The 13,153-nt window shown below is 66.9% G+C and carries 15 protein-coding genes; 9 read left to right on the top strand and 6 right to left on the bottom strand.

Annotated elements, in window-relative coordinates:
- Positions 1-9 precede the first annotated feature (9 nt).
- The 3 genes from V1Y59_RS18350 to V1Y59_RS18340 all read left to right on the top strand — a co-directional run bounded on the left by V1Y59_RS18350 (position 10) and on the right by V1Y59_RS18340 (position 2,022).
- Positions 10-609, top strand: coding sequence for a hypothetical protein (locus tag V1Y59_RS18350; protein WP_330506392.1), 600 nt, complete (start codon positions 10-12; stop codon positions 607-609).
- A 62-nt stretch (positions 610-671) separates the two neighbouring features.
- The gene (locus V1Y59_RS18345; protein ID WP_330506391.1) at positions 672-1,601 is read left to right on the top strand and encodes a hypothetical protein; all 930 of its coding nucleotides are present in this window, start codon (positions 672-674) and stop codon (positions 1,599-1,601) included.
- 19 nt (positions 1,602-1,620) lie between these two features.
- A complete protein-coding gene (locus tag V1Y59_RS18340; protein WP_330506389.1) occupies positions 1,621-2,022 on the top strand; it encodes a hypothetical protein in 402 nt (133 codons plus the stop codon).
- 27 nt (positions 2,023-2,049) lie between these two features.
- Here V1Y59_RS18340 and V1Y59_RS18335 read toward each other — a convergent pair whose 3' ends face one another.
- Positions 2,050-3,270, bottom strand: a complete 1,221-nt coding sequence (locus V1Y59_RS18335; RefSeq protein ID WP_330506388.1) for a TY-Chap domain-containing protein — start codon at positions 3,268-3,270, stop codon at positions 2,050-2,052.
- A gap of 88 nt (positions 3,271-3,358) precedes the next feature.
- Positions 3,359-3,928, bottom strand: a complete 570-nt coding sequence (locus V1Y59_RS18330; RefSeq protein WP_431309221.1) for a winged helix-turn-helix transcriptional regulator — start codon at positions 3,926-3,928, stop codon at positions 3,359-3,361.
- 117 nt (positions 3,929-4,045) lie between these two features.
- Here V1Y59_RS18330 and V1Y59_RS18325 point away from each other — a divergent pair, with 117 nt between their 5' ends.
- Both V1Y59_RS18325 and V1Y59_RS18320 read left to right on the top strand, forming a co-directional pair.
- Positions 4,046-5,212, top strand: a complete 1,167-nt coding sequence (locus V1Y59_RS18325; protein WP_330506386.1) for a thiolase family protein — start codon at positions 4,046-4,048, stop codon at positions 5,210-5,212.
- Positions 5,213-5,218: 6 nt separating this feature from the next.
- On the top strand, positions 5,219-5,917 hold the full coding sequence (locus tag V1Y59_RS18320) for an SDR family oxidoreductase (protein ID WP_330506385.1): 699 nt from the start codon (positions 5,219-5,221) through the stop codon (positions 5,915-5,917).
- Between the two features lie 27 nt (positions 5,918-5,944).
- On the opposite strand, the gene V1Y59_RS18315 is transcribed toward V1Y59_RS18320, so the two are convergent.
- Together V1Y59_RS18315 and V1Y59_RS18310 are read right to left on the bottom strand one after the other, a co-directional pair.
- Entirely contained in the window at positions 5,945-6,568 is a 624-nt protein-coding gene (locus V1Y59_RS18315) for a maleylpyruvate isomerase family mycothiol-dependent enzyme (protein ID WP_330506384.1), read from the bottom strand.
- Positions 6,569-6,578: 10 nt separating this feature from the next.
- Positions 6,579-7,439: a hypothetical protein gene (locus V1Y59_RS18310; protein ID WP_330506383.1), complete on the bottom strand. Its 861-nt coding sequence runs from the start codon at positions 7,437-7,439 to the stop codon at positions 6,579-6,581.
- 188 nt (positions 7,440-7,627) lie between these two features.
- On the opposite strand from V1Y59_RS18310, the gene V1Y59_RS18305 reads away from it, so the two are divergent.
- Complete coding sequence (locus V1Y59_RS18305; protein WP_330506382.1) at positions 7,628-7,912, top strand: hypothetical protein; 285 nt, start codon at positions 7,628-7,630, stop codon at positions 7,910-7,912.
- Positions 7,913-7,932: 20 nt separating this feature from the next.
- Here V1Y59_RS18305 and V1Y59_RS18300 read toward each other — a convergent pair whose 3' ends face one another.
- Both V1Y59_RS18300 and V1Y59_RS18295 read right to left on the bottom strand, forming a co-directional pair.
- Positions 7,933-8,406: a nucleotidyltransferase domain-containing protein gene (locus V1Y59_RS18300; RefSeq protein WP_330506380.1), complete on the bottom strand. Its 474-nt coding sequence runs from the start codon at positions 8,404-8,406 to the stop codon at positions 7,933-7,935.
- Between the two features lie 37 nt (positions 8,407-8,443).
- A complete protein-coding gene (locus tag V1Y59_RS18295; protein ID WP_330506379.1) occupies positions 8,444-9,415 on the bottom strand; it encodes a DUF808 domain-containing protein in 972 nt (323 codons plus the stop codon).
- 116 nt (positions 9,416-9,531) lie between these two features.
- Between V1Y59_RS18295 and V1Y59_RS18290 the strand changes: the two genes are divergently transcribed.
- From V1Y59_RS18290 to V1Y59_RS18280, 3 genes are all read left to right on the top strand, one after another.
- Positions 9,532-10,752, top strand: coding sequence for a DUF6880 family protein (locus tag V1Y59_RS18290; protein WP_330506378.1), 1,221 nt, complete (start codon positions 9,532-9,534; stop codon positions 10,750-10,752).
- Between the two features lie 230 nt (positions 10,753-10,982).
- Entirely contained in the window at positions 10,983-12,173 is a 1,191-nt protein-coding gene (locus V1Y59_RS18285; RefSeq protein WP_330506377.1) for a GmrSD restriction endonuclease domain-containing protein, read from the top strand.
- 90 nt (positions 12,174-12,263) lie between these two features.
- Positions 12,264-13,115: a hypothetical protein gene (locus V1Y59_RS18280; protein WP_330506376.1), complete on the top strand. Its 852-nt coding sequence runs from the start codon at positions 12,264-12,266 to the stop codon at positions 13,113-13,115.
- The last annotated feature ends 38 nt before the right edge of the window (positions 13,116-13,153 follow it).

Genomic DNA, 13,153 nt, shown 5'->3' with positions numbered 1-13,153 from the left:
AGTGTTTCTGTGGCTCCCGATAGCAGCAACCCCGTGATCCGTCTGACGGGCAAAGAACCCTTCTCGCACGATGATGTCCAGTTGGGTCGTACCGTCGATGATTTCTGGTCCTGGTCCTCATCCGATCTTCTGTCGAACGCGTTGCGCGGGATGCTCGCCGAGTACATCGTCGGTGTGGCGCTCGGCTGCGTCGACCATCGCATCCGTCTCGAGTGGGACGCGTTCGATCTGAAGACCGACGACGGTACGACCATCGAGGTGAAATCGACAGCGTACCTGCAGAGTTGGGGCGTCACGAAGCCGTCGTCGCGGCGCTTCAGTATCGGTGAGACCACGGCCTGGCATGCGGACACCAACACCTACGAGACGACGGCGATGCGACAGGCTGACGTCTATGTGTTCTGCGTTCATACTGCCGACGACCGTGCTGTCGCCGACCCGCTTCGGCTCGAGCAGTGGGAGTTCTACGTCGTGGCCACCGCGACCATCAATCGTCGACTCGGAAATCAGCGCAGCATCGCTCTGTCCCGACTCCCGCGCGCACTCGATGTATCCCCGGTGCGATTCGACGGCATAGCGGACGCGGTACGGCAGGCCGTCCGCCCCTGATCTGTCAGACCCCGCTCCTATCCTGACCTCACCACTTCACAGATCGGAGCATCATGTCCGTCATGGCCGGGCCTCGCGCCATCGACTTCACGTTTCCGGAGGTCGATGCTGCCGCCACGCTGCGCATCACCTTTCACCGGACACTGCGAGTGCCCGACGACGCCACCACCTACGGACTCCCACCGAGTCTCGGCGCGCTCGATATCCGGTCCACCCGTGACATCAACCCACGAGCACTATCCACTGCCGATGCGATTCTCCCGCTGTGGCAGTCGGAGGCGACGTGGATCGATTTGACCGCACCAGAGAGCTATCCGTTCCTGGTGAAGATCGGCATTGGCGGCATCAACGCGGTCACCGGCGACGCGTTCACGCCGGAACCCGACTTCGACGCGGAGGACTATGTCGAGGTCCCCACGCAGCCCTGGCTCGACGGGTTCCGCGTGGACGACTTCACCGTGCGCCAGTTCGTCGCGATGCCGATCGGTGACGGCTACACCGTCGCCGAGCAACTCACCGGTACCGACGACGGGCTCATCCGATTCTCGGTCGCCCCGCTACGGGCCGACGTGTGGGCTCAACGCCGGCAGGTGTTCCCGGAACCGGGATCGTTCATGGTCTGCGACGGCGACTCCACCGGCATGGGCCTCGGCGCGGGCGGTTCGATTCGCCAGTCCGTCGCCGCACCGATCGAACCGCACGAGAACTGGGACCTCGATGCGGGGGTCGAGGTCAGCCTGCGGATCGTCAATTCGGCTGTGTGGCAGTCACTTACCGACACTCCTCCCCATCGCGCGCCGTTGACCATCGACGAGTACCGCACCCATGGATATCCGTGGTTCGAGTGGTACGACGATTCGCTGGCGCGCCAGGGCGGTAGCCGCCTGAACGAGGTCAAGACCGTCCGACAGGTGGGCGCCGAGAAGGGCGCACAGCCGCTCCCCGACAACACCAGCTTCACCCCGCCGACACCGCACATCGTCAGCGGCTGACCGACGAACGGAAACGGGCATGGCGAAAGATGGTTGGGAGTTCTGGCGGCTCGAACGCGTTGACGACGGCGCGTTGGCATGGCTGGCCGCCACCAGGCCGAACGCCCGGGCGACGATCGACCGGCACAAGGTGTGGACGCTGGTCCCGAACCGATCGCTCTTCATCGCGAACTGGTACGTCACCACAGACCACCGCCGCGGCTCGGACTACCTGTGGACGCACGAGAACATCGACGTCCATGATGCGCGCGAGATCGCCCTCGACGTTCCCGATATCACCGCCGACGAGCTGCAACGGATCGCCGACCCGCAGGCCGAGTTCACGCTCGATCAGGTCGACCGGTACTCGGCGGAGAAGTTGCTCGGCAAGCGGGTGGCTGAAGCGTTGAGTGCCAGGCGGTTAGACCGGTGGAACGGCTGACGGTTCGCAGCCGTCTACTGGACACACTCACCTCCCCTGCCGCATCTCCGACTCCACATTGAGCTCGGCCGCAACCCCGATCGCCTCCAACAGCACTGGCACAAATCGCCGCACATCGCGCGGCGTCGGCGTTGGCGGTTCGTCGCAGCCGGCGGCCGGTTCCCCGTCCGGCCATTGCTCGAGCCACTCCCCGCAGATGCGCGCATACCGGCGCAGCATCGGCGCGTTCGCCTTGGTGTCACAGGCCAGCCGGGACGGCGTGAAACCGCATGGGTCCGCGACGAACCGCCGGATCAGATCGACGAGCCCCGCGGGCAGATCCCCATTCACCGACCCGTACTGGCCGGTCATCTCCGGGTGCAGCTGTTCGACGATGTCGATCGCGCCGGCGGCGCAGAAGTCGCGCCACGCCTCGATCGCCGAGAGCAGGTTGCTGGGATAGAAGGTGGTGCACTCGAGCGCGCGGACGGCGAACACGTGATCCTTGGCGACGAGAATGGAGACGTCAGGCCACCGTGATGAGTGCTCGGCGACGACGGCGCCGAGCAGTTCCATGTCGGGCATGCAGTGACCGACGATCGTGCAGAACTCCAAGCGCATGGCGTGCGGCGACACCAGCAGCTTCGTGTAGATGCCGTCGATGTCGGTGAAACGGATGGCGCCATCGTCGATCGGGACGTCGCAACCCCAGCCGACACCCAACGTCTCGGCGGCCATGGCCAGGAGGTGCTCGGCGTCGTCGGGGATCACCCCGAACGAGGCCGTCCCGCTGAGAGTCAGCTCCCGTTGCTTCGGCCGGCTTTCTGCCCGGAGCTTCTTCTCCTCCGGACTGAACGGATCATGCACGTGCAGCACCGACGGATGCTCGATCCGCCACACCTCACGCAACGCCGCCTCGGCATCGCGAAGGAGCCGATCCATTGTGCGCTTGCCCGACTCGCGAATGATGCTGTCCGACCGCAGTTCTCGCCATCCAAGGCGGTCGACGGCGGCACGCTGAGCGCGAGCGACCGGTACCTGGTCGGGCGGCCAGGAGTTGGCAAGTGCCGACATGCCGATGGTGCATCGCACCCGGCCGGCGCCGGTCACCGTGAAGATCAACAACGGCCGGCCAGTGTTTCCCTCGCGGCTCAGCTCCACGAACTCGTAGCGACCCAGCCTCGCCACGCTGATCGCGAGCCGCTGCCGGAACTCTCGCCATTCCGCGTCGATGCTGTCGTCGAACCCGGCGGCATGATTCTCGGCCATGTGCATCCCCCTATGCAGTCGGTCATCGGCGATGACCCTCTGACAGGCACGGTAGGAAGTGGCTCCGACAGGTCCGGGCTGCTGGCTGTCAGTTGTCCACAGCGGGCGGGGACGCCTTCCGCCCTCGCTCCCTCGCCGCGACCGCCCACGCTTCGTCCCGAATGCGCGCGGCAGCCTCGTCGACCGACACCTCGTGCCCTTCCGCGCACCGCACCACCGCCGACACCGGCGCCCCGCAGCCACGATGAGTCACTTCCAAACCACCGCGCCGGTCGCCTTCGAGGTGTTCGCCCCAGTCCATCAACGCTGTCAGCACCGGGAACAGTGCACGGCCGCGGTCGGTCAGCACGTACTCGTAGCGGGTGCGTTGTCCAGGCTCCCGGTAGGGACGTCGTTCGACGATCCCGTCAGCGAGCAGCTGCTTCAACCGCGACGACGCCACCGCGTCGCTCAGCTGCGTTCTGCGGGCAAGCTCGTCGAACTTCGTACCGCCGTACAGCAATTCGCGGACGATGACCATCGCCGACTTGGTTCCGATCACGTCGAGCGCCCGCTCGATGCGGCACCAGCCCTTCACCTGCCAGTCATCGCGTCGCGCGAAAGCACCCTGCAGTTCCATCACATCGGGGCCGGCGACCTCGGGTCCGTCGTCGTTCATGTGATTCATCCTACTCCTGACTTTACAAACCCCAAGCCAGCTCGTAGCGTGCTGACTAAGGGATCGCAAAGTCAGCGTGTCGTCCGGTGACGACACGACCTACCGAGGGAGCCAGTCATGAGTTCTGCAGTGATCGTCGACGCCGTCCGCACCCCCATCGCGCACGGCAAGCCGAGCGGCGCCTACGCCGACATCCACCCCGTCGACCTACATGCGCACGTGCTTGCTGACCTCGTGGCACGCGCCGGCATCGACCCGGCCGTCGTCGACGACGTGATCAGCGGCGCCGTCGGCCAAGTCGGCGAACAATCGGGCAACACCTCACGATGGGCACTGCTGGGCGCAGGATTCCCCGAATCCGTTCCGGGCGTCACCGTCGACCGCCAATGCGGCTCCAGCCAGCAGGCATTCCACTTCGCCGCGCAGGGCGTCATCGCCGGGGCCTACGACGTCGCGATCGCCTCCGGTGTCGAGTCGATGAGCCGGGTCCCCATGGGATCGCAAACGCTCGGCAAGGACATCGCGGGCAGCAGGGTTGCCGAACGGTACGCCGAGGGCCTCATCCCGCAGGGAATCAGCGCCGAGCTGATCGCCGACAAATGGAATCTGTCGCGTACCGAACTCGACGAGTTCTCCGCGACCTCCCACCAACGCGCGGCCCGTGCCTGGAAGGACGGACTGTTCGACTCCCAGGTCACCTTCGTCAACGACCTCCGCACCGATCAGACCGTCCGGCCCGACTCCACCCTCGAGTCGCTCGCGAATCTGCGGCTCGCATTCCGCAACGAGCACTGGGAAGCCCGCTACCCCGACCTCGACTGGCGTGTTACCGCCGGTAACAGCTCCCCCATCAACGACGGGTCGGCCGCCATCCTGGTCACGAACGAGCAAGCAGCACAACGACTCGGCCTCACCCCGCGCGCCCGCGTGCACTCGTTTGCGGTTGCCGGCGATGACCCGGTCCTCATGCTGACCGGCGTCATCCCCGCCACCGAGAAGGTCCTCGCGAAGGCGGGATTGACGATCGACGACATCGACGTCTTCGAGGTCAACGAGGCATTCGCATCGGTTGTGCTTGCGTGGCAACGCGAAACCGGCGCAGACCTCGCCAAGGTCAACATCAACGGCGGCGCCATCGCCCTCGGGCATCCGCTCGGGGCGTCGGGAGCACGCCTGATGACCACCCTGCTCAACAATCTCGAGCAGACCGGCGGCCGGTACGGGCTGCAGGTCATGTGCGAGGCCGGCGGCCTCGCCAACGCCACCATCATCGAAAGGATCTGAACCACAATGACTTCACTCGACGGCGCAGTCGTTCTCGTCACCGGTGCCAACGGTGGCCTCGGTACGCACTTCGTCCGCCAGGCCCTCGAGCGCGGCGCCGAGAAGGTGTATGCCACTGCCCGACGCCCACGCGACTGGGACGATGCGCGCATCGTCCCGCTGTCGCTGGACGTGACCGACGCGTCGTCGATCGACGCTGCGGCCGCAGCCGCCTCCGACGTCACGATCGTCATCAACAACGCCGGCGGCCTCAACGGTGCGAGCGTCCTCGGCGACCTCACCGAGCTCCGCGCACTGTTCGAGACCAACTTCTGGGGTCCGCTGGCCGTTGCCAACGCGTTCGTTCCGGCATTGCGGAGCTCCGGCGGGACGCTGCTAAACGTCCTGTCAGCGCTGAGCTGGCATGGGATGGGTGACGGCTACAGCGCCACCAAGGCGGCGCTGTGGTCGGCGACCAATACGCAACGACTGCTGCTCGCGGACAAGGGTATTGACGTGGTCTCATTGCATCTCGGCTACACCGACACACCGATGGTCGCCAGCGTCGATGCCCCGAAGAACGATCCCGCCGACATCGTGCGCGCCGCGTATGACGGCCTCGAAACCGGGGACCGTGAGATCCTGGCCGACGAACTCAGCAAGCAGGTGAAGGCCGGCCTCGCGGCGCCGATCGAGACGTTGTATCCGCAGCTCGCCAGGTCGTGACCGCCTTCGGCCGAGGCCCGATGCCATCTACGTGAGTTCTTGCAGGCCCTCACCGGCGAGTTCGGCCATCCCCGCCGGACGACCGGTGAGCGCGAGCAGCAGCGACTCCGCCGGGCCTTCGACCACTGGGCCGTCACCCGCCGCCCAGTCCAGGTCGGTCGATACCCAACGCACGGTACTACTGGGCACCTTCCCGAACATGTTGGTGCTCACGGGATCGACGAGGAAGTCGAGCACCACCCGGGTGCGGTCGGGCGGAGTGGTCGCCGCTATGCCCAGCGGCCGCCGGATGTCGAGGCCGTGCACGATGATGTCGGTGAGCGGTGCGCGCGGACCCTGCCGGCCGGGTGGGGTGAACCGCGTGTCCGCTTTGTCGCGCAGCGCCGTGGGAAGGTCGGGGTAGGTCACTTTGACTTTGGCCGCCATGGTGAGGTTGGCGCGATGAAAGTTGCCGCGGGCTCGTAGCATCGCGAGGCCTGCCACGGGGATCGACACCACGAGCGGGACCAGCAAGTGCGCCATCACATCCCGGCAGCTCCAGCCGTCGCACAACGACGCGGTCGCCCACTGCTCGTCGGTAAACGTGGCCGCGAGGTCGGCCAGGCGGCGGCGCTCGTCGGCGATGGCGGCGAAGATCTCGTCGTCGGTCACGTGACGCTCACTACCGGCCCAGTGTTTTCGCCAACGGTGCGAGCGCATCCAGGTAGATCGACGCCAGCAGCTCAGACTCGTCGGCGGTGCTGCGCATCCGGTCGGCCTCGGTGGCGTCCCACTGCGCGTCGACCTCGTTCTCGAAGTCGTCGATGGCGCTGACCCGATCGAGCCAGTCCCGCTTGTCCTGGCGCTGCTGGATGGCGGCCACAATCTGCTGGTACTCGCCCAGTGCGCCGACCCGCTCGACGAGCCCGTCGAGCCGCCGGGACAGCATCAGCGATTTGGCGATGTAGGTCTCGACGACGTCGTCGTCGGTGCTCAGGTGGGTGGGTGGTTCGCCGAGGAGGTCGATCTGGTCGCGGACGTTCGCGGCGGACGTCGTGAGCTCGGTGACCTCGCGCCCGAGGTCCACACGTACCCCGTGCCGGTCGAAGAAGTCCAGCTTCCAGGCCGGGTAGTCGCTCACCCGGTCGGCGACCAGGCCCGCGGTGACGGCGATCTGACCGATCGGGTCGTTGCGGAGGTGAGCGTTGTCGTCAGCGTCGCCTGCCCAGGTGTGGAGCGCGAGCTGCAGGTACTGGCTCGACTCGGCGGGCTCTGCCTGTTCCTGGATCGCGCGGCACCGCGACCACCGCGCGGCCCGCGTCGACCGCAGGGTGTCGGCCAGTTCCCCGAGCGGGTCGGGCTCCGCACCGGTTGAGTCCATCTCGGGGAGGGCGCGCAGGTCGTCGGCCGACATCGGCCGGACTCGTCGACTCCCCAGCCCCTCGCCGAGCGATCGGACGCCGTTGATCACCCACGATCCGACCACGACCAGCGCAACCGCGATCGCCGCCGCAATGACGACGAATACGAGGAGCTTGATCACTACTCCAGTACAGCACGATTCGCGAGGTCGGCCGATCGGCTCCGAGATGCGGCCGACGCCGGCCGAACGCGCCCGCCGGGAACATCGGCCCGCGTGAGGTGCGTCAGATCGGAGTCCCGGCCGGAAGGGCAGGTCGCCTGGCGAGGACCGCCCCGGGTCAGTGCACGTGCCGTCATCGAGGAGAAGTGATGTCCCACAACAGCTCCGCGTCGCCCGCTGGCCGTGGGCAGAGCGACCCGTTGACGCGGATCGTCGTGGTGTTCACTGTCTTGGTCGTCGGCTGGTTCGGCACGCTGCTGCTCAATTCCTGGCTGGCTGTGGCCGCGGCCAGTCTGATCATTGGATGGCTGGCGGGTGTCGCAGCCGTCCGGATCAAGGCACCGATCGCGCTGGCCGTGTTCATCGGCGTGGCGGCGGCCGGAGGGGCTTTCCGGCTGCTGGCACTGCTTCTGATGTGGGTGGTCGTCGCGTAGACCTGCAACAATCCCGTCCGTCAGAGCAGCACCGCACCATCGTTGATGTCGTCGTCGAGGCCGGCTTTCAGGCCGCCGTACTCGACGAGATCGATCTCGCGCCCGAGGACCTCTTCGAGGAGTCGCTGGAAGGCGACGAAGTCGAACGACGACGTCGCGTCGGGGGCCTCCACGATCAGGTCGATATCCGAGTCGGGACCGGCCTGTCGGCGAGCCACCGAACCGAACACGGCTATGCGGGTGTATCCGCGTTGCGCAGCAAGTGTTTTGAGGACTGGTGCGGCGGCTTCGAGCAGCATCTCCGGCTGGACGCGGTCGAGGTCGGGTGCGAACTTGAGTTGCTGACTGACTGCCGGCTGGGTGATATCCAGAATCTCGGCAATCTCTCGTTGCGACTTCCCCGTCGCCACGAGCGCCCGCAATGCGATGACCCGACGCAGTCGGGCAACTTCCTCGTCGCGTCGGGCGTTGCGGTATTCGCTACCGAGGCCCATAAGGCAATCTTATCAGCGCTGGTCTCGCAGCTCTCGACTATTCCGTCGGCTGCGCGTGCACTTCCTTGCCACCCCGCCGCGGAATGACATGCATGATCGCCACGACGATCGCACCGATCACCAGCCCCACGAGCGCCGAGACGACCGTGCTCGCAGTCCACGACAGGAAGCCGCCGACGAAGCCGTGGACGAGTTCCTCAAACCAGTGCTCGAGGTCGTGCAGACGGTCGGCGGGCCAATGGAATCCGGCTTCGCCGACGTTGACGATGAGGATGTGGCCGCCGACCCACAACATCGCGGCGATACCCACCACGGTCAGCGTGGCCATGATCTTCGGCATCGCCTTGACCAGGCCGCGGCCGATGCGTTGGCTCGCCGTCGAGCGGCGTTGCGCCAGCGACAGCCCGACGTCGTCCATCTTGACGATCAGCGCCACCACGCCATAGACGAGCGCGGTGATCAGGAACGCCACGACGATGAGCACCGCCAGCCGGGTGAAGAACGGTTCGGATTCGACCGACGACAGCGAGATCACCATGATCTCCGCCGACAGGATGAGGTCGGTGCGAATGGCGCCGTTGACCATCGACTTCTCGAACTCGGGCCCCTTCACCGCGGCCGGCGCGTCGTCGGCGTGGTCGTGCCCATGTCCGCCGCCGAGCGCCTCGTACACCTTCTCCGCGCCCTCGTAGCAGAGAAACAGACCGCCGGCGATCAGCAGATACGGCAACGCCTGTGGCAGGAACTGGCTGAGGATCATCGCCACCGGCAGGATGATCAGCAGCTTGTTCCGGATCGATCCGACAGCGATCTTGCGGACGATCGGCAGTTCCCGATCCGGCGTGAAGCCGTGGACATAGCGGGGTGTGACGGCGGTGTCGTCGACGACCACACCGGCCGCCTTGATGCTGGCCTTGCCGGCGGCGGCGCCGATGTCGTCGATCGACGCCGCTGCCGCCTTCGTCAGGGTCGCGATGTCGTCCAGCAAAGCGACGAGGCCACCGGCCACAGGAACCTCCAGTCAGGGACGGGCGAATCACGAACAGTATGCCCGCACCGATCCACGGGCGGGCGGCCTGCGACCTAGGCTCAGCCGCGGCCCGACCCGTTGTTCACAATGGTGAGATGGCCGATCTCGCCGACGACGTCCTACCGCTGATCCGCACGCGCGCCGATCTGCACACCTGGCGCGCATCCAACGCCCACGGCGCCCAGATGCACGAGGGTGTCGACCTGCTCCGCGAAGCCGCCGAACACGGCGACCCGGCCGAGGCGTTCGCGGTGACGCAAAGGGCGCTGGCCTCCGCGCTCAAGGTGGTCATGCGTGCTGACGATTCCAGCGGCATCATCGGCGACGCCGTCCGAGACCTCCTGGACCTGCACGCCGACCTGTCCGGCCCGGCAGCTCCGCCACCCGCCAAATTGGTCGACTGGATGATCAGGTTCCAGTTCCACAACGACTGCGACTTCTTCACCCTCGACCCGGTGCGGTACGCGCCGGCACTCGGTGACGTCGGGATGGCGCGGTACCGTCGGCGGCTCGACGAGATCCGAACCGGGCTGGGACCTCTGCCCGACGACTGGCGCACCTCCTTCCGTCACGACCTGTTCACCCTGGACCACAACGATTGTCGTCTCGCCGTGCTGGACCGCGACGTCGATGCGGTCATCCGGACGCACGCACGCGACCAGGGCGTCGCGGCCTGGTTGGACGACACTGCGAAAGCACTCGCCGAGATCGACGAGTACGACCGCGCGATCGACTGGGCACAGCGCGCCACCGAGTTCGACCGAGGACATCAGTCGCTGACGGCATCGGAAACCTGGTGTGCCCTGGTGGCCGCCCATCGACCCGACGAGCTCCTCGCCACCCGGCTCGCGGTGTTTCGCCGGTTCCCCTCCTCGTCCACCGCTGCCCGGCTGTACGACACTGCCGGCGACGACTGGGACAGCCTGCAGGACGAGGTCACCACCACTCTCGACACTCGCCCGCGCGATGCGGTCGTGTTCAGCCTCAACACCCTTCGCGATCCACGACAGGCCTGGGCGCAGGCGCACGACTTGTCCCTGACCGACGGCTCGCTGTGGCTCGACCTGATCAAGAAGTACGAGAAGATCGACCGGCTCGCCGTGCTCGGACCACTCACCGACCTGGTGCACGCCGAACTCGAAACCGCAGGCGCGGGCCACTACCAGGCAGCGGCCCGGCACCTCGTCCGAATGCGCAGGCTGGCCAACGGAACCGACCGCGCCCACGAGGTCGACACGTTCATCGTGCAACTGCGGGACATTCATCGGAATCGTCCTCGGCTGCAACAGGAGTTCGATCGAGCAGGACTGCCGTAGAAACGACGACGTCCACTGCGACTTTGGTCCCACGAAGTCAGTACCTTCGACCCCTTCGGACCTCGGGCGGATGCCGTATTCTATGGTCGCTCAGCCGCTTTGGCTTCTGTCGCAGGGCCCGCCTCTGACGCGAGTCGACTTGGACTTCGGGTCGGCACTCTGTAACAGTGTGAGCCTCCCGAACGCTAAACACGTGGACTGAGTTACATCGATTTGCCTGGAGATAACAAGTGAGTGCGCCGCCGCCCCCGCCCGGTTGGAACCTGGATCCGTCGGGATCCGGACGGTTGCGATGGTGGGACGGCGAACAGTGGACCGACCGCTACCACTCGCCGGGCGCCACCACCACGGCCACCCGCAGCGGCGGTAAGTGGTTGAAAATCGGCGGCGGGGTCGTCGCCGCGATCGCGGTGCTCGCGATCATCGGCAACCTCCTCCCCGAGGAAGAGGACACGTCGACGCCGGTGGCCGCGCAGTCGTCGACGACGACCGCACCCACCACGACCACCACCTCCACCACCAGTGCGGCCCCGACGTCGACCGTCGCCGCGGTGGTACCGCTCACCAGCGACGACGCCAACGCCGCGATCGCGAAGCTCGACACCCTGGCGGTCAAGGGCCGCGCCCCCAAGACCGGCTACGACCGCGACCAGTTCGGGCAGGCCTGGTCCGACGACGTCACCGTCGCCGGCGGCCACAACGGCTGCGACACCCGCAACGACCTCCTCCAGACGATGGACGCCGTGGTCATCAAGCCGGGCACCCAGAACTGCGTGGTCCTGTCGGGCACGTTGAACGACCCGTACACCGGCCGGTCCATCCCGTTCACCCGCGGCGAGACCACGTCCACCGAGGTGCAGGTCGACCACGTCGTCGCGCTGTCGGACGCCTGGCAGAAGGGCGCGCAGCAGCTGAGCGCAGATGAACGCCGCAACCTGGCGAACGATCCGCGCAACCTGCAGCCCACCGACGGCCCCACCAACAGCCAGAAGGGCGCCGGGGACGCCGCCACCTGGCTGCCACCCAACAAGTCGTATCGCTGCACCTACGTGTCCCGGCAGATCGACGTGAAGGCCGCCTACGAACTGTGGGTGACCGCAGCCGAGAAGTCCGCCATGCAGCGGGTACTCTCATCTTGTGGCGCAACGGTTCCCGTCACCGAGGAAACCAACGAGGCGGTCGAGACCGAACCGTACGTCGACGAGCAGACGCGCCGCGCGATACCGGCCGCGCCGGAACCAGAGCCGACCACCCCGGCCTACGTCCCACCGCCACCGCCCGCGCCTGCCCAGGACGCCACCGGGCCCTACGAGAACTGCACCGCGGCCCGCGACGCCGGCGCCGCACCCGTCTACGCAGGCCAGCCCGGCTACGGCTCGCACCTCGACAGCGACGGCGACGGGGTGGGATGTGAGAGCTGATCACGGGACGATGTAGTCGGCGGCCCGTGGTCGGTGCGCACTGCTACCGTCACCCGGACGCCACCTACCTGCCCCTTCGGAGAGTTCACGATGCCCACCAACTCCGTCTCGATGACCGACCACCTGGTCGCGATGTCGTCGGCGGGTGCGCGTGACGGCCGACGACCCGACGCCGACACCACCGAGCTGACGGCCCTGGTGAGCGCCCTGACGCCGGAGTACGCGCGGGACGCCTACCTGCGGTTCACCGCGTCGAACCGGTGGCCGAATCAGGCACCGCCGCCGACGGAGCCCGGACTGTGGGGCCGGATTACACGGCCACGGATCGTCCGATTTCCGGACAACGCGCGCACGGCCAACCCGTGGCCGTACGGCGCCGAACGCACCCCCGCGCACGGTGAACTCGCCGGCGAATCCACCCTGCTGAGACCGGAGGCGGAACTCCTCGGCATCGCGGTGCTGCTCGTCGAACGGATCAAGGCATCACCGGCCGCGCGCAGCCACGTGATCACCGCCGGCCAGATCCTGCCGCAGGTCGACCAATCCCTCTACACGATCAGCCACCAGGGCTACCGCATCTGGTGGGTGCGGTCATCGATCGAGTACCCCGAGTCGGACTCCGACGTCGGCCGTGCGCTCACGGAGGCGATCAACCAACGCCTGGCGCGGGTGCAGCACAACTGGCGGGAGCTGCTCGACAATGTCGCGCAGCTCGCTGAGCTCGCCACCAACTTCGACTCCTACGCCAAGGTGCTGCGCGACCACGAACGTCACCAGCGGTTGCTCGCCCACGGCGACACCGTCGGAACGTCGTGGGGACGGGACACCCAGTGGGATCGGTTGCAGTGGGATCACCTGCAGGGCATGCAGGCCAATCTGTCCGCGCAGATCGGCTTCATCAACGACACTGCGCGTCGGGTGAGCAGCGTCGACCTCGGGTAGCCGGGCGAGACCGGCGTAAGTGAGGGCATGGGTGAGCC

This window comes from Gordonia prachuapensis (assembly GCF_036350515.1).
GTDB lineage: Bacteria > Actinomycetota > Actinomycetes > Mycobacteriales > Mycobacteriaceae > Gordonia > Gordonia prachuapensis.
Note: the sequence above shows the minus strand (reverse complement) of the source record. Positions and strands in the feature narration are given on the sequence as shown.

What these genes read in the sequence shown, in the direction of transcription:
- V1Y59_RS18290 (WP_330506378.1), top strand. Translation starts at nt 9,532, where the DNA reads ATGGCCGATCTCGCCGACGACGTCCTACCGCTGATCCGCACGCGCGCC.
- V1Y59_RS18330 (WP_431309221.1), bottom strand. Translation starts at nt 3,928, where the DNA reads ATGAACGACGACGGACCCGAGGTCGCCGGCCCCGATGTGATGGAACTG.
- V1Y59_RS18320 (WP_330506385.1), top strand. Translation starts at nt 5,219, where the DNA reads ATGACTTCACTCGACGGCGCAGTCGTTCTCGTCACCGGTGCCAACGGT.
- V1Y59_RS18300 (WP_330506380.1), bottom strand. Translation starts at nt 8,406, where the DNA reads ATGGGCCTCGGTAGCGAATACCGCAACGCCCGACGCGACGAGGAAGTT.
- V1Y59_RS18345 (WP_330506391.1), top strand. Translation starts at nt 672, where the DNA reads ATGGCCGGGCCTCGCGCCATCGACTTCACGTTTCCGGAGGTCGATGCT.
- V1Y59_RS18335 (WP_330506388.1), bottom strand. Translation starts at nt 3,270, where the DNA reads ATGGCCGAGAATCATGCCGCCGGGTTCGACGACAGCATCGACGCGGAA.
- V1Y59_RS18305 (WP_330506382.1), top strand. Translation starts at nt 7,628, where the DNA reads ATGTCCCACAACAGCTCCGCGTCGCCCGCTGGCCGTGGGCAGAGCGAC.
- V1Y59_RS18340 (WP_330506389.1), top strand. Translation starts at nt 1,621, where the DNA reads ATGGCGAAAGATGGTTGGGAGTTCTGGCGGCTCGAACGCGTTGACGAC.
- V1Y59_RS18325 (WP_330506386.1), top strand. Translation starts at nt 4,046, where the DNA reads ATGAGTTCTGCAGTGATCGTCGACGCCGTCCGCACCCCCATCGCGCAC.
- V1Y59_RS18280 (WP_330506376.1), top strand. Translation starts at nt 12,264, where the DNA reads ATGCCCACCAACTCCGTCTCGATGACCGACCACCTGGTCGCGATGTCG.